The 21,744-nt window shown below is 44.8% G+C and carries 28 protein-coding genes; all 28 read left to right on the plus strand.

Going from position 1 to position 21,744, the window contains the following annotated elements:
* Position 1: 1 nt before the first annotated feature.
* The 28 genes from LQ983_RS09115 (at position 2) to LQ983_RS09250 (ending at position 21,744) form a co-directional block, all read left to right on the plus strand.
* Positions 2 to 322, plus strand: coding sequence for a DUF2570 family protein (locus LQ983_RS09115; protein WP_230622445.1), 321 nt, complete (start codon positions 2 to 4; stop codon positions 320 to 322).
* Positions 234 to 512, plus strand: a complete 279-nt coding sequence (locus LQ983_RS09120; RefSeq protein WP_230622640.1) for a hypothetical protein — start codon at positions 234 to 236, stop codon at positions 510 to 512. Before LQ983_RS09115 ends, LQ983_RS09120 begins: the two co-directional genes overlap by 89 nt.
* A gap of 116 nt (positions 513 to 628) precedes the next feature.
* The gene (locus tag LQ983_RS09125; RefSeq protein WP_230622446.1) at positions 629 to 979 is read left to right on the plus strand and encodes an HNH endonuclease; all 351 of its coding nucleotides are present in this window, start codon (positions 629 to 631) and stop codon (positions 977 to 979) included.
* A 128-nt stretch (positions 980 to 1,107) separates the two neighbouring features.
* Positions 1,108 to 1,590: a phage terminase small subunit P27 family gene (locus tag LQ983_RS09130; RefSeq protein WP_230622447.1), complete on the plus strand. Its 483-nt coding sequence runs from the start codon at positions 1,108 to 1,110 to the stop codon at positions 1,588 to 1,590.
* Entirely contained in the window at positions 1,587 to 3,293 is a 1,707-nt protein-coding gene (locus LQ983_RS09135; RefSeq protein WP_230622448.1) for a terminase large subunit, read from the plus strand. The genes LQ983_RS09130 and LQ983_RS09135 overlap by 4 nt, the downstream gene beginning before the upstream one ends.
* On the plus strand, positions 3,290 to 3,442 hold the full coding sequence (locus LQ983_RS09140; protein WP_230622449.1) for a hypothetical protein: 153 nt from the start codon (positions 3,290 to 3,292) through the stop codon (positions 3,440 to 3,442). The genes LQ983_RS09135 and LQ983_RS09140 overlap by 4 nt, the downstream gene beginning before the upstream one ends.
* Positions 3,439 to 4,659, plus strand: a complete 1,221-nt coding sequence (locus LQ983_RS09145) for a phage portal protein (RefSeq protein ID WP_230622450.1) — start codon at positions 3,439 to 3,441, stop codon at positions 4,657 to 4,659. Before LQ983_RS09140 ends, LQ983_RS09145 begins: the two co-directional genes overlap by 4 nt.
* Entirely contained in the window at positions 4,652 to 5,254 is a 603-nt protein-coding gene (locus tag LQ983_RS09150; protein WP_230622451.1) for an HK97 family phage prohead protease, read from the plus strand. The genes LQ983_RS09145 and LQ983_RS09150 overlap by 8 nt, the downstream gene beginning before the upstream one ends.
* A gap of 65 nt (positions 5,255 to 5,319) precedes the next feature.
* The gene (locus LQ983_RS09155) at positions 5,320 to 6,546 is read left to right on the plus strand and encodes a phage major capsid protein (protein ID WP_230622452.1); all 1,227 of its coding nucleotides are present in this window, start codon (positions 5,320 to 5,322) and stop codon (positions 6,544 to 6,546) included.
* Between the two features lie 51 nt (positions 6,547 to 6,597).
* A complete protein-coding gene (locus LQ983_RS09160; protein WP_230622641.1) occupies positions 6,598 to 6,918 on the plus strand; it encodes a head-tail connector protein in 321 nt (106 codons plus the stop codon).
* Entirely contained in the window at positions 6,915 to 7,238 is a 324-nt protein-coding gene (locus LQ983_RS09165) for a phage head closure protein (RefSeq protein ID WP_230622453.1), read from the plus strand. Before LQ983_RS09160 ends, LQ983_RS09165 begins: the two co-directional genes overlap by 4 nt.
* A complete protein-coding gene (locus tag LQ983_RS09170) occupies positions 7,231 to 7,713 on the plus strand; it encodes an HK97-gp10 family putative phage morphogenesis protein (protein ID WP_230622454.1) in 483 nt (160 codons plus the stop codon). The genes LQ983_RS09165 and LQ983_RS09170 overlap by 8 nt, the downstream gene beginning before the upstream one ends.
* A gap of 1 nt (position 7,714) precedes the next feature.
* On the plus strand, positions 7,715 to 8,059 hold the full coding sequence (locus tag LQ983_RS09175) for a DUF3168 domain-containing protein (protein WP_230622455.1): 345 nt from the start codon (positions 7,715 to 7,717) through the stop codon (positions 8,057 to 8,059).
* 3 nt (positions 8,060 to 8,062) lie between these two features.
* Entirely contained in the window at positions 8,063 to 8,719 is a 657-nt protein-coding gene (locus tag LQ983_RS09180; RefSeq protein WP_230622456.1) for a hypothetical protein, read from the plus strand.
* A gap of 61 nt (positions 8,720 to 8,780) precedes the next feature.
* Complete coding sequence (locus tag LQ983_RS09185; protein WP_012771356.1) at positions 8,781 to 9,188, plus strand: hypothetical protein; 408 nt, start codon at positions 8,781 to 8,783, stop codon at positions 9,186 to 9,188.
* 44 nt (positions 9,189 to 9,232) lie between these two features.
* Positions 9,233 to 9,466: a DUF4035 domain-containing protein gene (locus tag LQ983_RS09190; protein ID WP_230622642.1), complete on the plus strand. Its 234-nt coding sequence runs from the start codon at positions 9,233 to 9,235 to the stop codon at positions 9,464 to 9,466.
* Between the two features lie 85 nt (positions 9,467 to 9,551).
* Complete coding sequence (locus tag LQ983_RS09195; RefSeq protein ID WP_230622457.1) at positions 9,552 to 9,974, plus strand: hypothetical protein; 423 nt, start codon at positions 9,552 to 9,554, stop codon at positions 9,972 to 9,974.
* Between the two features lie 91 nt (positions 9,975 to 10,065).
* Positions 10,066 to 10,257 carry a hypothetical protein gene (locus LQ983_RS09200; protein ID WP_230622458.1) on the plus strand — a complete coding sequence of 64 codons (192 nt, stop codon included), beginning with the start codon at positions 10,066 to 10,068 and terminating at the stop codon, positions 10,255 to 10,257.
* 58 nt (positions 10,258 to 10,315) lie between these two features.
* Complete coding sequence (locus tag LQ983_RS09205) at positions 10,316 to 13,648, plus strand: tape measure protein (protein WP_230622459.1); 3,333 nt, start codon at positions 10,316 to 10,318, stop codon at positions 13,646 to 13,648.
* A 15-nt stretch (positions 13,649 to 13,663) separates the two neighbouring features.
* On the plus strand, positions 13,664 to 13,999 hold the full coding sequence (locus LQ983_RS09210; protein ID WP_230622460.1) for a phage tail protein: 336 nt from the start codon (positions 13,664 to 13,666) through the stop codon (positions 13,997 to 13,999).
* Positions 13,999 to 14,733: a phage minor tail protein L gene (locus LQ983_RS09215; RefSeq protein ID WP_230622461.1), complete on the plus strand. Its 735-nt coding sequence runs from the start codon at positions 13,999 to 14,001 to the stop codon at positions 14,731 to 14,733. Before LQ983_RS09210 ends, LQ983_RS09215 begins: the two co-directional genes overlap by 1 nt.
* Before the next feature lie 2 nt (positions 14,734 to 14,735).
* On the plus strand, positions 14,736 to 15,497 hold the full coding sequence (locus tag LQ983_RS09220; RefSeq protein ID WP_230622462.1) for a C40 family peptidase: 762 nt from the start codon (positions 14,736 to 14,738) through the stop codon (positions 15,495 to 15,497).
* A 23-nt stretch (positions 15,498 to 15,520) separates the two neighbouring features.
* Positions 15,521 to 16,057 (plus strand): tail assembly protein, encoded by a 537-nt coding sequence (locus LQ983_RS09225; RefSeq protein WP_230622463.1) that lies wholly within the window; start codon positions 15,521 to 15,523, stop codon positions 16,055 to 16,057.
* A 3-nt stretch (positions 16,058 to 16,060) separates the two neighbouring features.
* A complete protein-coding gene (locus LQ983_RS09230; protein ID WP_230622464.1) occupies positions 16,061 to 19,033 on the plus strand; it encodes a host specificity protein J in 2,973 nt (990 codons plus the stop codon).
* Between the two features lie 7 nt (positions 19,034 to 19,040).
* Positions 19,041 to 19,376 (plus strand): hypothetical protein, encoded by a 336-nt coding sequence (locus LQ983_RS09235; protein ID WP_230622465.1) that lies wholly within the window; start codon positions 19,041 to 19,043, stop codon positions 19,374 to 19,376.
* Positions 19,363 to 20,610: a hypothetical protein gene (locus tag LQ983_RS09240; RefSeq protein ID WP_230622466.1), complete on the plus strand. Its 1,248-nt coding sequence runs from the start codon at positions 19,363 to 19,365 to the stop codon at positions 20,608 to 20,610. The genes LQ983_RS09235 and LQ983_RS09240 overlap by 14 nt, the downstream gene beginning before the upstream one ends.
* A gap of 232 nt (positions 20,611 to 20,842) precedes the next feature.
* Positions 20,843 to 21,175 (plus strand): hypothetical protein, encoded by a 333-nt coding sequence (locus tag LQ983_RS09245; protein ID WP_230622467.1) that lies wholly within the window; start codon positions 20,843 to 20,845, stop codon positions 21,173 to 21,175.
* Positions 21,175 to 21,744 (plus strand): hypothetical protein, encoded by a 570-nt coding sequence (locus LQ983_RS09250; RefSeq protein WP_230622468.1) that lies wholly within the window; start codon positions 21,175 to 21,177, stop codon positions 21,742 to 21,744. Before LQ983_RS09245 ends, LQ983_RS09250 begins: the two co-directional genes overlap by 1 nt.

Genomic DNA, 21,744 nt, shown 5'->3' on the forward strand with positions numbered 1-21,744 from the left:
TATGATTGGATTAAATCAAATATTAGCGGCTGCAATTTTGGGTTTGAGTGGTTGGATTTGGTATCAAAGCGACACTATCTCTGACATCCGTGCCGAAAACCAAGCTCAAGCCCAAACCATCAAAGCGCAACAAGAGGTCAACAAGGTCTTAAATGTGGCGCTACAACAAGAGCGCGCGGCGGTAATTGAGCAACAACAACGCAATGACGAAATCGAACGGATGGCAACAGAAAATGCAGAATCAATTAAAACGATTATTAAAACACAACCTTGCGCCAACACTCGTCTGCCTCAGTCTGCTATTGACCGCCTGCGGAAGTAACACAACCAAGACGAGCTATATCTACCCTCCTCAAGCTTACACAGTGCCATGTGCTAAGACAGCATTTACCGGGGAGACTTACGGTGATGTGGTGTTGCAATTAGTCAGAGTAACGGCAGAGCGCGACAAGTGCGCAAGCCAAGTAGATAATCTCAATAAGTGGATTAACCAAACCAAGACCGCCAATTAGTGCGGTCTTTTTGTTTTATATATGCTACATATCTCAGCTATACCTCCGCTCAAGATGTTAAAAATCTCGGGGTTATATCTAAGTTATGTGATGTAAATATTACAAAAGGAATGAAAATGCCCGCAAGAATACCTAAAGCATGCCGAAAACAGGGATGTAAGAACACAACAACGCATTCAAGCGGTTATTGTGAACTGCATTTAGGTTGCGGATGGCAACGACACCAGCAAGGCAAGACGGCAAGCCAACGCGGTTATGGCTCACAGTGGCGAGCGTTGCGCACCGTCGCCTTAGAGCGTGACAAGTATCTATGTCAAGAGTGCTTAAAGCAAGGTAGATATGTTACAGCAACAACCGTTGACCACATCATAGCTAAAGCACATGGTGGCAGTGACAATCTTTCAAACTTACAAAGTTTATGTAATTCATGCCATAAATTCAAAACCGCAAGAGAGCGCTTGAGATAGCGTTTAAAGTGCGGTCAATTCTACACGGGGAGGGGGTGGGTAAATCTCTATAGGTTTCATCTATGGGTACCGCCCGTTCAACTCAATTTTCACAACCGCGAAATTAAGATTTTGAGGTAAACGCCAAAATGACAGGGAAAGCACTTGTTCCGGGGCGTGGGCGCAAGCCTAAGCCTACGGCAGTTAAGAAACGGCAAGGCAACCCTGGAAAACGGAAATTAAACGAAAACGAATTAGTTTCCGAGCAGTTAACAATCGACACCCTACCGCCTGACGATCTGAATGATGACGGCGTGACGATGTGGCACTTTGTTTTAAAGGAACTTTGCCCGCAGGGGATAGTTTTGAAAACCGACTTAGAAACCGTTGCTAACTATTGCATTGCATACCAGAACAGAAAAGCCGCTAACGCTGACATTAAAAAATTCGGCGGAACTATTGAGACGGAAAGCGGATTAAAACGAAATCCTGCTTACACGACGCTGAAAGAAGCGTTGGCGGATATGGCAAAATTCGGGTCGTTGCTTGGACTTGACCCAAGTAGCCGGAGCCGACTAATGAGCAATGCCGATACGCAATCAAGTAATCCATTTGCGGAGTTATTCCAATGACCGACAATGTAAAAAAGGCGAACAAATACGCAAAGGACATTGTTTCCGGAAAGATACCCGCTTGCCGCCTGGTGATTAAAGCCTGTCAGCGGCATTTAGATGATTTGGATAATCAAAAAGACAAGGATTTTCCTTATCGCTTTGATGAAAAACTGGCGGAACGCGCTTGTAAATTTATTCAACTTTTGCCGCACACTAAAGGCGAGTGGGCATTAAAACGGCAGCTAATTACGCTTGAGCCGTGGCAATTATTCGCCGTGGCGAATGCTTTCGGCTGGATCAAGAAAATCAGCGGATTACGCCGTTACCGCGAAGTTTATACCGAAATCCCGCGTAAAAACGGAAAATCGGCTATTTCTGCCGGTGTTGGGTTGTATATGTTTTGCGTAGATGGCGAGTTCGGCGCAGAGGTTTATTCGGGGGCAACAACCGAGAAGCAAGCGTGGGAGGTGTTCCGCCCTGCCCGGTTAATGTGTAAGAAAACAGAATTGCTCTGTAAAACATTCGAAATTGAAGTTAACGCATCCAATCTTAACCGCCCCGCCGACGGATCACGCTTTGAACCATTAATCGGGAACCCCGGGGACGGTGCGTCGCCGAGTTGTGCGATCGTGGACGAATACCATGAGCATAAAGACGATGAACTTTATACAACAATGCTCACCGGTATGGGCGCACGTCGCCAGCCGTTGATGTGGATTATCACGACGGCGGGTTACAACATCGAAGGGCCTTGTTACGACAAGCGCCGCGAAGTGATTGAAATGCTGAATGGCACGGTGCCGAATGATGAATTGTTCGGTTTAATCTACACAATCGACGAGGGCGACGATTGGACAAGTCCGGAAGTGCTACAAAAAGCTAACCCGAATTTTGACGTTTCGGTTTATGCGGATTATTTGATAAGTCAGCAGAAACAGGCGATCAATAATCCACGCTTTACGAATAAATTCAAAACAAAGCACCTGAATGTTTGGGTATCAGCGAAAGAATCCTATTTCAACATGGTGAGCTGGGAGAAGTGTTACGACGAAACATTAAGCCTTGAAGATTTCCAAGGTGAAGAAGTTACCCTTGGTCTGGATATGGCGCGCAAGCTCGATATGAACTCACTTGTGCGGGTGTTTAGTCGAATTATTGATGGTAAACGTCATTATTACTGTATTTCTCCATTGTTTTTTGTGCCGGAAGAGACCGTTTTCAGCATTGATACCGCTCTAAAACGGGTGGTGGATAAATACCAGAAATGGGTTGTTAGCGGGCATTTAATCGCAACCGACGGCGCAGAGGTTGACTATCGCGAAATCCTTGAATGTGTGAAAGACACAAACAGGGAGCATCAGGTTAACTGTGCTGCAATTGACCCACACGGCGCGATCGCCATCTCTCACGATATGGCGGACGAGGGATTAAACCCGATAACCATCACACAGAACTACACCAACTTATCAGATCCGATGAAAGAGCTTGAAGCGGCTATCGAATCAGGCCGTTTTCACCATGACGGGAACCCTATCATGACTTGGTGTATTGGTAATGTGGTCGGGAAAACTGCCGCCGGGAATGATGACATCGTTAGACCGGTGAAAGAAATTCCAGAAAACAAAATTGATGGCGCGGTTGCGTTAATGATGGCAATCGGTCGAATTATGCTAAATGAAGATGACGGGATTTTTATCCCGGACGAGGTATTAACGCTATGAGAACATTTTTTATTGATCTAGTCGGCTTGGCTGGACTTGGCGCACTATGTGCCGGCGTTTATCTCCAATATGGAACGGCTCAAACCTGTATTATCGGCGGTGGGCTTTGCTTGTTATACGCTATTTTTTCAGCGCGGGGGCGTAGATGATTTTTGACAAATTGTTTAGCGCGCGTTCCCTTGAAAATCCGCAGGTTCCGTTAAGTGCCGAGGGCGCTTATGATGACTTGTTCGGCGGAACACAATCGCGCACCGTTAACGCCGACACTGCAATGAAATTAAGTGCGGTCTATGCCTGTGTTTATGTGCTATCAAGTGCTATTGCGCAGTTACCGTTACACGTTATGCGCAAAGATGGGAAAAACATAGAGCCGGCACGCGACCATCCGTTATTTTACCTGTTACACGATAGCCCTAATTTTTGGCAAACGTCGTACAAAATGCGGGAGTACGGACAAAGTGCGGTACTTTTACACGGCAATTCATTTTTACACATCGTCCGCAGCCGAAATGGTGAAATTAAATCAATTGAAACCCGTGAACCGTGGATGGTGCAGTTGCTTAAAAATGGTAGCCGTTATGTTTACGGCTATTACGGTGATGATGAGACGTTATCAATTACGCCTGATGACATGATCCACGTAAAAGCCCTTGGGACCTCCCTAAAAATGGGGAAATCTGTTATCCAACAGCACGCCGAAACAATCGGGCTAGGGCTGAACGCGAAAGATTTTGCGGGAAGTTTCTTTCTTGGAAACGCTCGCCCCGCCGGGATTGTCAATGTAAAAACGCCGCTTAATGAAAAAGCGTGGGAGAGTTTTAAAAAATTCTGGGATAAAGCTAGCGCGGAACTTAAAAGTAAAGAAAATAAAACGGTGCTTTTACCGGGTGAGCTTGAGTATAAAGCGCTCACGGTATCGCCCGTAGATACCGAATTGTTATCAATGATGAAGCTCAACCGGTCTGAAATTGCGGGAATCTTTAATGTTCCTGCGCACATGATTAACGACTTGGAAAAAGCGACATTTTCAAACATTTCGGAACAAACCATCCAGTTTATCCGCTACAGCTTAATGCCGTGGATCGTGAACTGGGAACAGGAAATTAACCGCAAAGTATTCACGCAAGCCGAACGCAAGGCGGGTTATTTTGTGAAATTTAACTTGGGCGGCATCATGCGCGGGACACCAACCGAAAGAGCGCAATTTTATCATAATGCGATTACTGATGGATGGATGTCACGAAACGAAGCCCGCACACTGGAAGACATGAACCCCGTTGACGGACTGGATGAATATCTTGTTAGTGTCAATGCGGCGCAACAAATTGAACCAGAAAAACAGAAGGAGAACGAACCCGATGAGTGACATTGAAAAACGGTCCTACGTTGGCGAAGTTCGGGCGGAAAGTAAAGATTCCGAACCAACTCATATCATTGGGTACGGCTCGGTTTTTAATACCCGTTCGCAATTAATGTGGGGCTTTCGCGAAATCATCATGCCGGGTGCGTTTGATGACGTACTGGATGATGACGTGCGCGGATTGTTTAACCATGACCCGAATTTTATCTTAGGGCGCTCAAAAGCGGGGACATTATCGCTAAGCGTTGATGATAAAGGGTTGCGTTATGACATTATCGCACCCGATACGCCGACCATTCGCGATCTTGTTATTGCCCCGCTACAGCGCGGAGATATTACCCAATCATCATTTGCTTTTAATGTCGCCCGTAATGGCGATGAATGGTATGAAGATGATGAGGGCGTAGTAATTCGAGAAATCCATAAAATTTCACGTCTTTATGATGTTAGCCCGGTAACTTATCCGGCATATCAAGAGGCAAACAGCACGGCGCGATCGCTGGACGCGTGGAAAGAAGCCCGCAATAACGGCGATATTCAGAAAGCCGTACACCAGAAAGCCGCCCGAGAGCGTTTTTTAGCGTTAATCTCCGGCAAGTAAACAAATTCAATTAAACCGACCGCACGATAAAAAGTGCGGTTTTTTTATCTCTAGAGGAAAACATAATGGCTAAATTACATGAGCTACAAGAAAAACGTCGCAATATTGCCGCGCAAATGCGCACATTACACGACAAAATTGGTGATAACGCCTGGACTGACGAGCAACGCACCGAATGGAACAAAATGAAAGCCGAATTGGACGGAGTAGATGCCGTAATTTCGCGTGAAGAAGAACTTCGTTCGATGGATGAAAAATTCGTCAAAGAACAAGAAGCTGCGGAAGCTGAAAAACGCGCCCAAAAAGACGGTGAAAAAACTTTATCCGTTGATGAGCGTCGCGGTCAGGCGTTTAGCGCATTTTTACGTAACGGTCTTACCAATTTAACGCCGGAAGAACGCCAAGCATTAAACGAAATGCGCGCCCAAGGCGTAGGCGTGAACGATCACGGCGGTTATACCGTGCCGAAAGAAATGCAAGCACGAATTGTTGAGCAGATGAAAGCCTATGGCGGTATCGCGTCCGTGGCGCAGATTTTGACAACCTCTGACGGTCGTACAATCGAATGGATCACTGCTGACGGCACAACCGAAGAGGGTGAGTTAATCGGCGAAAACACCGCTGCCACCGAAGCAGATACATTATTTGGTATCGCTAATCTTGGTGCAAAAAAACTATCGTCCAAAATCATCCGCGTATCGAATGAATTATTGCAAGATAGCGCAATCAACATCGAATCTTATTTAGCTGACCGTATCGCTCAACGTATCGGGCGCGCTGAAGCTAAATATCTGATCCAAGGTACCGGCGCAGGTACTCCAGCGCAGCCGAAAGGCTTAGCGGCAAGCGTGACAGGCACAACTCAAGCCAAAACAGCGGGTAAAGTTGACTGGTTAGATGTTAATGCGTTATTGCACTCTCTTGATCCAGCTTACCGTAACGTGGGTAACTCCCGATTGGCGTTTAACGACAACACCTTAAAACTCTTAAAAGAGATGGTGGACGGTCAAAATCGCCCGTTATGGTTGCCTGATGTTGCGGGCGTGGCACCATCTACCATTCTTGGTAAGCAATACGTTATCGATCAAGGCATTGCGGACATTGCTAAAGACGCGAAATTTATCTATTTCGGCGACTTTAACCGCTTTGTGGTGCGTCGTGTAGCTTACATGACATTAAAACGCTTGGTTGAGCGCTACGCCGAATTCGATCAGACCGCATTCTTAGCGTTCCATCGCTTTGACTGCGTGCTTGAGGACACATCAGCGATTAAAGCCTTAACCGGTAAATAATTAATAAAGTGCGGTTAATTTCGATCGCACTTTTTTTATTTTGGGGGCGTGATGAGAATCACACTTGATGAAATTAAGTCGCAGTGCCGAATTGATGACGACGGGCAAGATGAATTGTTAGAGGTTTACCTCGCCGCCGCAATCGCAACGATTGAAAACTATACCAACCGAAAACTTTACGAAACGCTACCGGATGACCCACCTGATAACGCTCAAGAGATCACTGGAGATCTGAAAATAGCGATCTTAATGTTGGTGGCATATATGTTTGAAAATCGTGGTGGATGGAATGAAGGGCAGGGCGTGAGCAATTTTGATTTACCGCCGACTGTAAGGCTAATCATTGAACGTTATCGGTTTATACACATATGAACATCGGAAAATTACGGCATCGAATCACATTGCAGAAGCAGGTCAATACCGTAAACGACTACGGCGCGGCGGTGACGATGTGGAAAAACGTTGCGACCGTTTGGGCCGATGTGCGTCCGCTGTCTGGGCGCGAGTATTTTTCGGCTCAACAAGTGCAGTCGGAAGTCACTACGCAAATTTGGCTACGTTATCTTGACGGAATTATGCCGACAATGCGGGTTAAGTTCGGTAAGCGTGTTTTAGAGATTGTGTCGGTACTCAATACGCAGGAGCGCAATGTATCGTTGCAGCTCATGTGTAAAGAGGTGATTAATGGGTAGCGTAACGGTCCGTGTTGAGGGCTTGAAAGAGTTGCAAAAAGCAATGCAAAGCCTTGGGCGAAAGACTTCTAACCGTATTGCCGTTAAAGCAATGCGTAAAGGCGGTGCAATTGTGCGTGACAAAGCGCGTTCGCTCGCACCAGTCTTGAAAGAAAGCGTGCCGCACAGACGTGCAGGTACATTAAGGAAATCCATTCAAAGCCGTACGAAAGTCGGCAAAAATGGCAGAACTGACGCCTATGTTTGGGTAAAGGGGATTTCGACCAAGCAAGTGCTGAAATTCAAAGAAAAAAGCGGTAAATCCAGTGCGTACAATCCGCGCGATCCGTTTTACTGGCGTTATCTTGAATTTGGCACATCTAAAATGCCCGCGCGACCGTTTATGCGACCCGCCTTTCAGCAATCGAAGGAACAGGCGGCGCAAGCCATCATTGACACACTGCAACAAGAAATAATTGCGGAGGCTGGCAAATGACATGATCCAGAAGAAACTTTTTAGCGCCCTGTCGCCTTTGGTGTCGGGGCGTTGTTTTTATTGGCTGATTCCAGAAACAAACAAGGCTTTCCCGGTGATTGTGTATCAATTCCCGAACATCTCGCCAAATTCGGCGTTGGAAGATGGCGATCTTGATGATTATCAGGTGCAGATTGACATTTACAGCCCAAATCCTGATGACATTTTTAGCCTGCGCAAACAGATTTTTACCGCACTTTCGGCGGCGTTCGATTTTGCGGAGCGCATGAATGATTTTAGCGATTATGAAGCGGATACAAAGCTACATCGTCGCGTAATCAATTATCAAATTGCTTATGGAGAATAAAACATGGCAACACAAACAACCCCGTTTCAGGGGACAAAATTTTATATCGGCGTTGGTTTAACCACCGAAAAAGCCATTACCGCCTGCACGGTAACACCAACCGCGACAATTACCGCAACAGGTCATGGTGCGAAAGCGGGTGATTTTGTCAAAATTACCGGTCTTGGTTCGCTTGACGGTTATTTCCCGGTTAAATCCGTTGCGGCCGACACAATTACTTTTGCCGATGAAGTGGATTGGACATCACAAGATAAGCCAACAGACTTCAGCGCGGCAAAAGTGGCGGTGGTTAAATGGTCCTCCAATTTCTGTGCGATCAAGCAGATTGAGGGCGACGGTGACACGCTCACGGAAGAAGACATCACAACAATGTGTAGTGAGGGTACTGAAACTGAAGCGGGCGAAATTGAGTACGGTTCGGTGAAACTCACTTTCTTTTATGCCCCTGACACTCCAATGCAACGGGATTTACGCAAAAAATTCTTTGCCAAGGAAACATTCCCTTACATGATGATTTTGCGTAATCAGCAAGGCTCGCTTTACGGCACCGGCTTTATTCAAACTTCGCCGAATTACTCCGGTGAGACTAAAGGTAAGTTTGAATCGGGCGTCACAATCAAGAAAGCAAAACGCGATTACCATTTACCGGTAACTGCTTAATCAACGCGACCGCGCCGTAAAAAGTGCGGTCATTTTTTATCTCAAATCAAGGAATATCACAATGAATCTACGCGAACAGCTTTTAGCGAACAAACCAAGAGTAAAAAAATGCGTTATTAACGGGACCGATTGTTATGTGCGCGAATTTAACATTGGCGAAACAAATAAAGCGATCTACGGGCAGCAACAAATCTTATTCAAAATCGCGGAAGAACAAGGTATTGAATTAGATTTCAGCGATGAAGAAAAATTATCCAAGCAGTTATCAAAAATCCACGACCCTTATCAAATCGCACGCACTTTCGCTACACGAATTTGTGACGAAAACGGAAATAATTTATTCGATCCGGACAATATCGAAGACTTAGAGCAAATCTCCAAATTAGATAAAGCCGTATTTGAAGATTTCAGTAAAGCGATTGTTGAATTTGAAGCAAAAAACTCACCGAGCGTCGAAGATTCCAAATAGTTTTATCTTTGGCGCTGGGGAAAACATTATCTGAAATTGAGCTGATGCCAGAAAAACATTTCATGGAGTATCAGTTGTTTTATCGGGATCAACCTTTCGGGCTTTGGCGCGAGGATTACCGCACAGCACAAATCGCGCACATATTGGCTATGGTCAACAGCGATCCGAATAAGAAGCCGCCTGAGATTGTCGATTTTATGCCATTTTATAAAGATAAAGTAGCGCAAGTCGAAGATGATGAAGATGACGGCTCGGAAAGATATTTAGCCAATCGGTAATAATAAACAAATATGATCTACCTCACAGATTATGGAGTTATTTTTATGTAGAATGACCGCTCATTTACTTATTTTAAGTCTTTTTATGAAAAAATTATTATTGGTATTATCTTCGGCATTATTGTTAACTGCGTGCGGTTCTTCTCCTGTTGTTATTCAAAAGGCAAAACCAGTCCCACAGGAAAGAATTATGGCTTATGGAGAGCCTAATCCTGATTACGCGAAAGTTACGATTATTCGTGACGAGGGGTTTCAAGGCGGTGGTTGTTATCTCGGTGTGATGTATAAACAAACTTTGCTTGCCCGTTTTGACACAGCAGAAAAAGCTGATTTTTATATCCCCGAGGGTGATCATAAATTTGCGGTAATTTCTGACCCATACGGCAGAGGACTATGCTCAGGTTCGTGGGACCCCGCGGTAGAGGTGCAACACATTAAGAAAGATCAAGACAATATCTACCGGATTAGTTTAGGTCCTTGGCGCAGACCAAGATTGCTACCGATGTAAGAATTGCAGTAAATAAACAATTATTTCGTAGTAATCCCTTGAATAAAGTACGGTAATTTTGTACAGTACAGATATGAACAAAGGAGGAACTATGGGAACAATTTTTATTTGGATGATTAAAATGATCGCTATATTTGTAGTTGCTCCAATTTTAGCGCTTTATGCTCTTGGTTCTATCCTGTCAGACGGTTTTGCGTGGGGTGGTTTCCAATATATCGCAATCATCGTTGCTGTATCTGTTGTTTTTGGGTTGATTGAATGGTTTAAACCGAGTAATTCGTAATTAGTTTTATCTTTTTAGAAAAGCACTCTTCGGAGTGCTTTTTTTATGGGGTTTATTTATGGCCGGCACATTGGGATCGCTGAATATTCAGCTAACGTTAGATCAAGTCAATTTTCAAAATTCATTATCAAAGGCGCAGCAACGCGCGCAGACATTTTCGACCAAAACCAAGGGTTATTTGGAAAACATCGATTCGGCGATGACTGCGCTTAACAACTCCAGCAAATTAACTAATTTTTTATTATTTAAAGATTCTCTGACGAGTTCAATTAAGGCATTTATCCAGTATGCTGACGCAAACACAGAATTAACCAATCGACTAAAACTATCAACAAATGGCAATGCTCAACTTGCTTTGGCGACACAGACTGTTTTTGACATTTCCCTGCGAACTAATCAGGCTGTAAGTGCGACATCTCTTGTTTATCAAAAATTTGCGCAAAATGCCGAAAAATTAAAACTAAGCCAAGCTGATGTAGCTGCGTTGACTGAAACAGTAACAAAATCCGTTGCAATGTCAGGTTCAACTGCCGCGCAAGCTGAAGCGGGTTTAGTTCAATTTGGGCAAGCATTAGCGACAGGAACGTTAAAAGGGCAAGATCTTAATTCTGTAATACAACAAATCCCCGGACTTGCGGACTCAATCGCGAAAGGTTTGGGTGTTACGACCGGCGAACTTAAACAAATGGGCGCCGCTGGTAAATTAGATATTCCGCAGGTTGTTGAAGCGTTAAAAAAGGTCAAGGCGCAGGTCGATGATGATTTTGCTAATCGCATTAAGTCAGTTTCCGGCGCGATGACCAATTTTGAAACGTCATTTATCCAAATGATCGGGCGTTTTGATAGCGCCACCGGGGTTACTACCGGTATAGCGAATAGCATAGAGTTCTTGGCGGCGAATTTGGAGGATGCCATTAAAATGGCGACGTTATTTGCTGGCGCCTTGGCGGTTGGGCAACTCGGTAATTATTCCGCAAAACTTGTACAAACCGGTGTCGCAAGTGCGAAAAACACGTTGTCACATTACAACGAAGCGAAAGCCCTCTATGCTAAAGCCACTGCCCTACGGGTAGCGGCTCAAACAGAAATGGCTTCTTTGGCTGCACAGTTACAGGTCGCCCAATCTGAAAAAACGCGATTTGCGTTGCGTGAACAGATGAAAGCGCAGGCAGCACAGATTATTGCACTGACGAAAGCGGAAGCGACAGCAAAACAAAATTTAGCAACGGCAAACAGACTTGCCAGCGCAGCGGCGGCTGGTTTGCGGGGCGTTATGGGGCTGCTCGGTGGTCCTGCCGGTGCGGTGACTATTGCCGCCAGCGCATTGTTATATTTTCACTCTCAGGCGGAAGAAGCGCGTAAAAAAGCGATTGATACCGCTGCCGCTAACGAGCAACTGAAAGAAAGCTATGAGGGATTGAGCGAAGCTGTACTGACAACCAAGATTTTTGAGCAAATCGAAGCGATGAAAGAGCAAGAAGAGCAGCTCAAAAAATTGGGTTCTACGATGATCTCGACCGAGTTTAGTCATCGTCGCGGCGGTTGGTTTGCTTCAACTGCGCAGGAAGTAGAAGAAGCGTCGGCAAAATATAAAAGCGGCTTGGAAGTTGCGTCGGCTAAAAATCAGGCATTTGATAATCAACTACGCGCACTTGTACAGTCCATGCTGAATAATGGCAAGTCGTTAGATGATATTCACAAAAAATTATCTGTATTTAATGTTGGCGCAGAAAAAGCCGGTCAAATTATCGCCGATGTAAAAAATGGCATTGATAAAAATAAGGATAGCGCTAATCAGGCTACGGCTGCCGTTATCGATCTCGCGAAAGCTCAAAGCGAGCTAACTAAAAAATCTGATGATTTACGCGCCAAATTAGAGGTGTTAGAGCTTAAAAATAAAGGTCATGCTAAGGCATCTTATGTGTTGGCAGGTCTTTATGAAGTACTTGGTGTTAAAGGTGCTGAATACTCAAAGGTTCTTAATGCTATTGCCAATGGTGACGTAGCGGCCGCACAGGCAGCCGCAACTGCGATCAACTTATCCGCCGAACAATTACAAACCATGCTAGACATGGGTAAAAAGATTGAAGGGTTATTTGATACAGATACTAAGGTAGCCACCATTGAAACAAGTCTCAAAAAGAATAAGTCGTCAGATAATGCTCGTGAAAATTGGCTTAACTTTTACGATGAAATTCGCAAGAAATCGTCATCAACTCTAGGCGAAATTAACCTTGAAGAAGTGCGGATGTTTCAGCGTCTCGATGAACATATGCGCAAAGGGGTTGTGTCTCACCAAGAGTATGAAACAGCGAAGACGGCAATTACAGAACGTTTTGCGAAACAGCGTCTTGAACTCGCTGGCAAATATGCGCCTGAAAAACTGCTTAAATCAAACCTTACGGAAGATTTAGGCAGTATTGAAGAATTGCGGTCCGCCGGTCAATTAAATGCTGACGAAGCAAGAAAAGCTGCTCAGCAAATGCAATTTAATTACGCACAGCAGATTTCTCAACAGGCAGTTGATCCATTAAGCAAACTACGGGCAATCTACGACCCTCAACAGGAAACGCGAAACAAACAAGCGGAAGAATTGGCGCAGTTGCAAGCATTTAACGAGCAGAAACTGATTACCGAAGAAGAGTATCAGCAACGCAGACAACAGATCATCGATAAATACAAAAATGACGAGTTCCAACGCGAAATGGGACAATACGCCACAGGTCTGAACGATTTAGGCGGTGCATTTGGTAATTTGGCATCTGCTGTTGAACAGTCGGCAGGGAAACAATCCGCCGCTTATAAAGCGATGTTTGCGGTATCAAAAGCGTTCGCTATTGCAGAAGCTACGGTTAAACTATCTCAAGCGGTCGCACAAGCGATGGCAGATACAACCGCACTTACTCCTGCTCAAAAATTTGCAAATATGGCAGCGGTGGCGGCAGCGGGCGCGAATGTTATTTCGCAGATTATGAGCGTCGGATTTGCTGGCGGTGGTTATACTGGCGACGGCGGGAAGTATGCGCCTGCTGGTATTGTCCACCGAGGAGAGTACGTCATCACAAAAGAAGCCACGAGCCGTTTGGGACGTGGCTTTTTAGATCAGCTTAACTACGGCGCTCAGCGTCGTGGCTTTGCTAATGGTGGCGGTGTAAGCGTGCCTGAATTGCCTAACTATGGCGGAAACATCGGCCGGAGTAGCGGTAACATCACCGTGAAAGTGATCAACAACGGCGAACCAGTTTCCGCCAGCGTGAGTAGCGAGCAAAACGGCGATGAATTGCAAATTACCGTTGAGCTTATGCGGCAAATGGATCGCATTGCGGATATGCGCTATCGCAAAAATCAGCGCGAAGATATGCGTAGTGGTGGGTCGTTTAATCGGACGTAATGAATGAGGTAATAAATGGCACTTGATATTTTGCCTTACTGCCCGAAACCGGGTTACACAGTCAAAAACGAACCGCGCCGGAAAGTGAATAAGTTCGGCGACGGTTACGAACAGCGTATGGTGGACGGATTAAATCCATTATTGCGCAAATATTCGCTGACTTTCAAAGTTCAGCATAAAAGCGCGGTCGATTTTGACAGATTTTTAAGAAATAAAGGCGGCGTAACCGCCTTTTTATTTCGCGAAAAAGCCAATGATAACCAGTTGATCAAGGTAGTTTGTCCCGAATGGAGTAAAACCGTCGGGAAGACGCACACTGAATTTAGTTGCAGCTTTGAAGAGGTGGTGTAATGCCAAAGCCAATACCGCGCGATATGCGACAAGAATTACCGAAACTTGAGCAGGGCGCGCTAATTGAACTATGGGAAATTGACTTGCGGCACATTCACAGCGCGAGCAATCCTGCGCAAAAAGGCGAGTTATTGCGGTTCCATAACGGCGTAAATCAAGGCCATCAAAACGTATTTTGGCAGGGCAATGAATATCAAGCCTATCCGATCAGCGCTGACGGCTTTGAATTATCCGGACAAGGTCCAAGTAACCGCCCGACTTTGACTATCTCGAATATGTACGGGATTGTTACCGCTCTTGCCGAAGATTTCGGGCAGGGATTGGGCGCAAAGGTTACGCGGCGCTTGGTGTATGCGCAATTTCTTGATGCTAAGAATTTTGACGGCGGGAATGCGAAAGCCGATCCGACGCAGGAATCAATTAGTTACTACATTATCGAGCAGTTGAAATCATTAACTGATGACGTGGCGACGTTTGAGCTTGCTTTACCTGCGGAAACGGATAACGCGCGCATACCTATTTTGATGATCACGTCCGACACCTGCATTTGGCGTTATCGCAGCGCGGAATGTGGCTATACCGGTCCGCCGGTTGCTGACGAGTTCGATAAGCCGACAACAGACGCGAAAAAAGATAAGTGTTCGCATTGCCTGCGCGGGTGTAAATTGCGCTGGGGCAATGATACCGCTTTACCTTTTGGCGGATTTCCGTCCACCACACAATACGGCAATTAATTATGGAAATTACCAATGAATTAAAAAAAGAAATACTTGATTATGCCAAGAAACAAGAGCCGCGCGAAATGTGCGGTTTTGTTGTTTTGGAAGACGGCGAAAAAGTATTTTACCCTTGCCCGAACATTTCTTCCGATCCGGAAAATTATTTCGAGATCGACCAGGAAGAATGGATTATGGCAAGCGAAATTGGCGAGATTATCGCGTTAGTTCACTCCCACCCGAACGGTCTGCCGTATTTATCAACCGCCGACCGTATGTGTCAGACCCGGTGTGCTACGGCGTTTTGGTTGGTGGTGGATAATGAAATTTTACAGTTTCGACCTGCGCCGGCGTTACTGGGGCGTAATTTTATCAATTATCACCAAGACTGCTCGCAGTTGGTATTAGATGCCTATATGCTGGCTGGTTTGGATTTTGGGCGACCAAAGCCGCCAGCGGGCTATGATTTTGAATGGTTTGAAAGCGGTCAGAATCTGATTGAAGAAAATTTAGTGCGGTTGGGGTTTGAAAAGCTCACCGAAGAACCGGCGCAGCTTGGTGATGTGGTGTTGTTGAAAATTGGTAGCCCCGTGCCGAATCATGCCGGCATCTATCTCGGCGATCAAACAATGCTACATCATAGTGTAGGGCGATTATCCGCGCGTGTGCCGTATGACGGAGCATGGCTGCGATCAACGCATAGCATTTGGAGACATAAGCAATGGCGACAATTACATTTCACGGCGATCTTAAACGATTTATTGATTCCCCCTTTGAATTAGAAGCGCGGTCGTTTTCCGAGCTAATGAGCGGCTTGTTGACGCAGATTAACGGACTGCAACAACACCTGCGCAAAGGTTATTACAAGGTGCGTATCGGCAAGCGTTACCTGACGGAAGAACAGATAAAGACTAATCCACAGATGACGCTCACCGAGGAAAGCACGGTGCATTTTACGCCGGTTATTGCCGGCGCAGGCAAGGGGCTTGGTATTGGTCAAATTGTTATTGGCGTGATTTTAATTGCTGCGTCATGGTATGCCGGCGGTGCGGCGGGGTGGGGTTATTTGGGAACGCAAATGGGTGCAACATTGGCTTTTTCTATGGGTGCGGCGTTGGTCTTATCCGGCGCAATGAGCCTATTAACTCAAATCCCCTCAATGGATGCTGCAACTGGTAAAGAAAGCGAAAAGAAACAAAGTACTTCATTCTCAAACATTAAAAATCTCACGCCGCAGGGGCGACCGATCCCGCTATTGTACGGTGAAATGTTGACAAGTCTTGTGCTTATTTCGCAGGGCGTTGAAACGTTTGATGATATGGACACGCTAAAGAAAGGGTAGTTTATGGGTGGTGGAAGTAAAGGTGGTGGCGGTCATACACCGTATGAAGCGCCGGATTCGCTGAAATCAGCGCAGAAATTACGCGCGATTGGCTTGATTTCGCTCGGGCCAATCAAAGGCACAGTGAACAAATGGAAAACGACGTATTTTGACAATACGCCGATTCAAAACGAAAACGGCAAAGATGATAACGATACTGATAGTTTCAACTTCAAAAATACCGAAATTCAATTCACTCTCGGTACGCAAGATCAGTTGCCGTTAAAAGGATTTGAAGCAAGCGAGCGAGAAGTACCGGTAAACGCAGAAGTTAAGCACGCGCACCCGTTGACAAAAACGGTTATCGATCCGGATGTGTCACGCTTGCGCTTGACGCTGGCAGTAAGCGCGCTATTTAGCCAAAACGATCAAGGTGATACGCACGGAACAAGCGTTACGTTTGAGGTATTGATCAATAATTTGCCGCGCAATACTTACACTATTGAGGGTAAATCATCTTCACGCTTTTTCCGTAGCTATATTATCGAAAATCTGCCAGAAGTGCCGTTCACAGTGACGGTTAAGCGCGTTACAGAAGATAGCAAAAGTCAACGATTACAGAACGCGACAAGCTGGGCGAGTTATACGGAAATAATCGACACTAAATTGTCATACCCAAATATGGCGTTGGTGGGCATCAAGACTGATTCGCGTTATAACCCGAATTTCCCGAACATCAATTTCCTGCTACACGGTCGCTTAGTCAAGATCCCGAGTAATTATGACCCCGTGGCGCGCACCTATGCCGCCGGCATTTGGAAAGGCGATTTTAAAGAAGACTGGACGAACAACCCCGCTTGGGTCTTTTACGATTTAGTCACCAATAAACAAATCGGCTTGGGTGAGCGGCTGGGTGATTTTGGGGTCGATAAATTCCAACTTTACCAAATCGCGCAGTATTGCGATCAACTCGTGCCGGACGGCTACGGCGGGCAAGAACCGCGCATGACGGCTAACCTTTGGATCACTGACCAGCGCAGCGCGTACGAAGTACTTTCCGACATGGCAAGCGTGTTCCGCGCAATGGTGATTTGGAACGGTCAGCAAATGACCGCTACACAAGACCGCCCAGCTGATCCGGTTTGCACCTATACGCAATCTAATGTGATTGACGGCAAATTTACCCGCCAATATGTGGCGCAGAAAGCAATTTATACCGCCGTTGAGGTGGAATATGCTGACAAACGCAATATGTATCAAAAGGCGATCGAGTATGTGGCGGACGATGATTTAATTCGTCGCTACGGCTACAATGTGAAGAAAATCACCGCGTTTGCCTGCACGTCACGCGGACAAGCTCACCGTTACGGCAAATGGATCCTTGAAACCTCACGCCTTGAGCAATGCACAATAACTTTCAGCGTCGGTCGTGAGGGTATGGCGCACTTGCCCGGCGATATTATCGAAGTGGCAGATAACCGCTATGCCAACACAAATTTAGGTGGTCGTGTACTATCGGTTAATGGAAAGACTGTGACGCTAGATCGTCCGATTGATTTCACTGCTGATAGCTACCTCGGTTATTTAAGCACAGTTGAGGCGGCGGAAATCGTTCGCGTTAAAATTTTAAGTGTTGATGACAAGCAGCGAGTGAATTTAGATCGCGAACCGGTTGGACTGGTGGAAAATGCGAATTGGACGCTACACACCGCGCAAGTAAAAACGCAGCTTTATCGCGCGATTGGCATTGCTGAAAACAACGACGGTTCTTTTGCGATCACTGCGTTACAGCACGAACCGCAAAAAGAAGCAATCGTGGACAATGGGGCGAATTTTGAACCGTTGAGAAGTACGTTACATCAAGGTGGGCTTATCCCGCCGACCAATCCTGATGTGACAACGGACGGCAGCGCAATTACGCTGAATTTCCAACCGCCGGCAAATTTCATCGGGCAGGGGCTGAAATATCAGGTTAAATTGTATCGGAACGGCAATCTTTATAATGTTTATGATGATTTAGAGAATTCCTCGCTGGCGTTTAACGATCTGCCTGACGGTGATTATATCGCTGAAATCCGAGCCAAAAATAGTGCCGGTCAGTTGTCAGAACCAACGACAAAGGCATTTAGCATCAACTTTAACATCAGCGAACTTGTTACCGTATCAAAAGTTTTTGGCATAGATTTGCATTGGAAAAATCCATTGTTTGCCGCACCAAATGCCGCGATTGAGCTTTGGGTAAGCAAGGAGGACAAATTCGACAATGCGCGCAAGTTGGTTACGTTAGCTTATCCGACCAATAGTTATAGTTACACAGGACTTGGCGCAGCCGAACATTATTGGTTCTGGGCGCGAATGGTTAGCAAGGACGTGACAGGTCAATTTACCCCAGCAACAGAGGGCGTAACAGACCGATCAGCGCAGAAACTTGTTGATGCGTTACACGGTGCGATTACTAAAGATGCCTTTAATAAAGAACTAATTGATAATCTAGCCAATATCGAAAAAACCGCCGATGACGCGAAAGTAAGTGCAGAAAGCGCGGTAAAAAATGCAAAAGAAGCAGGCGACAAAGTCTCATCAATGCACACCATCAAAACGCAAGCTATTGCAGGAGACCGCAAGGCGATTGCAGGTATTGCGATTGGCGCAGAAACAGACGGCAAGACCGCCGAAAGCTCTGTGATTGTAATGGCGGACAAGTTCGCTGTAGTCAAGAATGACAAAGACGATCAGGTTAAACCTGTTTTTACGATTGCTGATAACAAAGTGGCTTTGAATGGCGATATTGCCGTAAAAGGAGACCTAATCGGTAATCGGTTTGTTGGCGGAGAAATAGATATTAGTGGCAAGGATGGAGAGTTAAAAGTCGGGCGTAGTGGGGTGTTTGTGCTTAGATCAAGCAAACATAATGAGGGGTTATATATGGATAATCAAAATATCATCATCTACGATAGCAAAGGGCGTATTGCTCTTAATATTGGTAAAGCTAAGTAGCGAGGTAATGAAATTGATTGATTATGCATTACAAACATTCGATACGAAAGGGAATGTTGTATTTGATAGCCGTGGGGTTGTTAGCAATATAACTCTTGTTGGGGTGGTAGATATTTTAAGACCCGATGGGGAAGTTGTTATCAATGATTTACCTTATAACAAGAATTTGTTCTATTTTGTTAGTAGAAATATGTTGTCTAATGGCTCTTTATTGGTTCAGTTTTATCCAATCTATGATGAACAGAAAAAAGTAAAAGGATTTTTCTGGAATACTGATGATGCGACTGGTTTTGATACGCGTAACAACTATTCTCCTTTGAGGGTTTTCTATGGGTACTACTAAATATGGAATATTTGGCGATTTTAATGCTTCAAATGAAGATTTTATATTGCCAAAATGTATTGCTGTGGTGGATGTTATACAGACACGAACAACAGGAGCGATTGGTGGCACTTGTCCGACCTATATCTATTGCGCACCACATTTACATAGTCCGGCCCCGGAAGCAAGGTTAAGAAGAAACCTGCTTTTTGAATATATTAGTGAGTATCCAGGCGATTTAGATGGGGATAACCCGGTTAAAAAGATCCCTTTCGCTTTCCCATTTTCTTACCGCCGTCCTCATAGGCGTATTTTAGATGAAACGGAAGTACAGAGATATGAGATAGAGTTTAATGCGTTCTATATGGGGGTAATGATAGCAACGGGTTATATTCCGAGATCGAAAGAACAAAAGATGGTTTCTGAGCCTAATAAATTACCTAGCATAGGACAGATGATAGAAGCATATACCAATCCAAAAGATTGCACCCATATTGGCATTTGTTATCGTAATATGTCTAATCCCGACACATTTGTCGGGGTGGAGTATAGGGGTGGTGGGAGACAATCAAATACAGGAGATTTGTCTATATCCGTTATCAATATGACTCGAAGTAATACTGTAATTCCATTTAAAGTTCGCCTATATATCTATGATTTGTCGGGACTTGGAACAAAGAGCTTTATGTTTAATTTATTCCAACAACGCGATGAATATTCTGATAATTTCAATGCATATGGAATGGAAGTTTATAAATATGAGTTATCCAATAAAGATGCTGGAATTTATCGTGACATAAATCAGAACGATTTGGACAGCGGGAGGGTCTTGGCGTTTGAAAGTGCTGCTCATTATATGAAGATTGCTGGGTCTTTAGATTTAAGGGAAGATATTAGCCATTATAAAGGCGCGAATAATATCCATATTGCAGGGCAAAGCAGAGGAATTGAGTTACAACTGAAAGACCAGAACGGTAAAAATAATGGGTTGGCACGAAGAGTTGAGCAGATACCTTTTAACCTGAATGAAAGCGCATTGTTTGTCTATAATTACACAGCACCATTCACGGAATTAAATGATTATCATCTGTATGACGAAGCATTGCCAGCTTATGCCTATAAGGTAGGTCGGGATAATGCATTTGATTTTACTAGTTTAAAAATTCTTAGAGGTGTGTATGGACCAATTATCACACAGCTACCTAAGTTAATTAGTTTTGCAAATGTAAAAAGTATTGATGACTTTATTGCGTGAAATACCTAAAAATCCACCGCACTTTTCGTAAGGATTGTGCGGTTTTCTTTTATCCAAAATCAGGAGCAATCCAATGAAATTTATTGAAAAAATTAATTGAACCGCAGCCGGAGGGATTTGTGCCGGAAACTTATTACGGTTATGTAAACCCTTACACTTACGCAGGCGGCAAAATTAAAGCAACGGAATAGATTAATCAAGCCCCTTTATGGGGTTTTTTATTGAGGAAAGCATGGATATTATCGATTTAGAGATGGTACGTGGAGATGATGACGGCTGGGCGTTTGATGTCTCCGATGACGACGGCGCAGTAGATCTTGACGTTAATCGTATTGATTTACATATTAAGCCGGCTAAAGGCGATGCTATTAAACTGTCAAGCACAACAGGTGAGATTAAAATAAAAGGTAATATTATTTATGTCTCGGTATCGCACGACAAAACGGAAAACGTTAAGTGGCAATCTGCGCAATGGGATCTACAACTTACAAGCAAAGATGAAAAAGTGCGCACAATTTGCGGTGGTGAGTTTACTTTAATCCCGGATGTAACTGTGGTGGATTAATGATGAGTGTTATCAAAGTAAAATTACGCGCTAAACCAGTGCATCATGTTAAATTAATCCCTCCTGGTAACGCAGAGCAAAAAATAATTACAGTGGATAAATCCAAGCCGTTTATGCCGGCAATTATCCAGGCGTTAAAAAGCAAGGGGGTTGATAGCGCGGGCGACATTGCAAAAGTGGCTGATGATATTGCGCAAATTAAGACGATAAAAGATATTGATCCACAAGATTATTTTGAAGTTAAAGCACAAGAAAGAGCGTTGACATTTACGCTTACACACGATATTTATACGGGTGCAGGCGGAAATGATATTCCTTATGTTGGGTGGAGCATTACCAATTACCTTGACATTGAGGGTTTTGAGTATATCAGTATGCTAAATGGTTCAGTGCCGTACTCGTGCTATTACGATAAAAATAAAGCTCCGCTTGGTGTTATGACATCACAAAAATATGATAAATGCCCTCCTAATGCTAAGTTTTTGCGTATCTCCAACGCAACGGCAATGATGAATAACTTAGAGGTTAAGGGTGGAAATTTTGTGATTGTTAGCAAAAACGGCGGGTAA

Source organism: Aggregatibacter sp. Marseille-P9115, assembly GCF_920939465.1.
Taxonomy (GTDB): domain Bacteria; phylum Pseudomonadota; class Gammaproteobacteria; order Enterobacterales; family Pasteurellaceae; genus Aggregatibacter; species Aggregatibacter segnis_B.

Coding starts and splice junctions, on each gene's coding strand:
- LQ983_RS09115 (WP_230622445.1), top strand. CDS start 2: ATGATTGGATTAAATCAAATATTAGCGGCTGCAATTTTGGGTTTGAGT.
- LQ983_RS09120 (WP_230622640.1), top strand. CDS start 234: ATGCAGAATCAATTAAAACGATTATTAAAACACAACCTTGCGCCAACA.
- LQ983_RS09125 (WP_230622446.1), top strand. CDS start 629: ATGCCCGCAAGAATACCTAAAGCATGCCGAAAACAGGGATGTAAGAAC.
- LQ983_RS09130 (WP_230622447.1), top strand. CDS start 1,108: ATGACAGGGAAAGCACTTGTTCCGGGGCGTGGGCGCAAGCCTAAGCCT.
- LQ983_RS09135 (WP_230622448.1), top strand. CDS start 1,587: ATGACCGACAATGTAAAAAAGGCGAACAAATACGCAAAGGACATTGTT.
- LQ983_RS09140 (WP_230622449.1), top strand. CDS start 3,290: ATGAGAACATTTTTTATTGATCTAGTCGGCTTGGCTGGACTTGGCGCA.
- LQ983_RS09145 (WP_230622450.1), top strand. CDS start 3,439: ATGATTTTTGACAAATTGTTTAGCGCGCGTTCCCTTGAAAATCCGCAG.
- LQ983_RS09150 (WP_230622451.1), top strand. CDS start 4,652: ATGAGTGACATTGAAAAACGGTCCTACGTTGGCGAAGTTCGGGCGGAA.
- LQ983_RS09155 (WP_230622452.1), top strand. CDS start 5,320: ATGGCTAAATTACATGAGCTACAAGAAAAACGTCGCAATATTGCCGCG.
- LQ983_RS09160 (WP_230622641.1), top strand. CDS start 6,598: ATGAGAATCACACTTGATGAAATTAAGTCGCAGTGCCGAATTGATGAC.
- LQ983_RS09165 (WP_230622453.1), top strand. CDS start 6,915: ATGAACATCGGAAAATTACGGCATCGAATCACATTGCAGAAGCAGGTC.
- LQ983_RS09170 (WP_230622454.1), top strand. CDS start 7,231: ATGGGTAGCGTAACGGTCCGTGTTGAGGGCTTGAAAGAGTTGCAAAAA.
- LQ983_RS09175 (WP_230622455.1), top strand. CDS start 7,715: ATGATCCAGAAGAAACTTTTTAGCGCCCTGTCGCCTTTGGTGTCGGGG.
- LQ983_RS09180 (WP_230622456.1), top strand. CDS start 8,063: ATGGCAACACAAACAACCCCGTTTCAGGGGACAAAATTTTATATCGGC.
- LQ983_RS09185 (WP_012771356.1), top strand. CDS start 8,781: ATGAATCTACGCGAACAGCTTTTAGCGAACAAACCAAGAGTAAAAAAA.
- LQ983_RS09190 (WP_230622642.1), top strand. CDS start 9,233: ATGCCAGAAAAACATTTCATGGAGTATCAGTTGTTTTATCGGGATCAA.
- LQ983_RS09195 (WP_230622457.1), top strand. CDS start 9,552: ATGAAAAAATTATTATTGGTATTATCTTCGGCATTATTGTTAACTGCG.
- LQ983_RS09200 (WP_230622458.1), top strand. CDS start 10,066: ATGGGAACAATTTTTATTTGGATGATTAAAATGATCGCTATATTTGTA.
- LQ983_RS09205 (WP_230622459.1), top strand. CDS start 10,316: ATGGCCGGCACATTGGGATCGCTGAATATTCAGCTAACGTTAGATCAA.
- LQ983_RS09210 (WP_230622460.1), top strand. CDS start 13,664: ATGGCACTTGATATTTTGCCTTACTGCCCGAAACCGGGTTACACAGTC.
- LQ983_RS09215 (WP_230622461.1), top strand. CDS start 13,999: ATGCCAAAGCCAATACCGCGCGATATGCGACAAGAATTACCGAAACTT.
- LQ983_RS09220 (WP_230622462.1), top strand. CDS start 14,736: ATGGAAATTACCAATGAATTAAAAAAAGAAATACTTGATTATGCCAAG.
- LQ983_RS09225 (WP_230622463.1), top strand. CDS start 15,521: ATGAGCGGCTTGTTGACGCAGATTAACGGACTGCAACAACACCTGCGC.
- LQ983_RS09230 (WP_230622464.1), top strand. CDS start 16,061: ATGGGTGGTGGAAGTAAAGGTGGTGGCGGTCATACACCGTATGAAGCG.
- LQ983_RS09235 (WP_230622465.1), top strand. CDS start 19,041: ATGAAATTGATTGATTATGCATTACAAACATTCGATACGAAAGGGAAT.
- LQ983_RS09240 (WP_230622466.1), top strand. CDS start 19,363: ATGGGTACTACTAAATATGGAATATTTGGCGATTTTAATGCTTCAAAT.
- LQ983_RS09245 (WP_230622467.1), top strand. CDS start 20,843: ATGGATATTATCGATTTAGAGATGGTACGTGGAGATGATGACGGCTGG.
- LQ983_RS09250 (WP_230622468.1), top strand. CDS start 21,175: ATGATGAGTGTTATCAAAGTAAAATTACGCGCTAAACCAGTGCATCAT.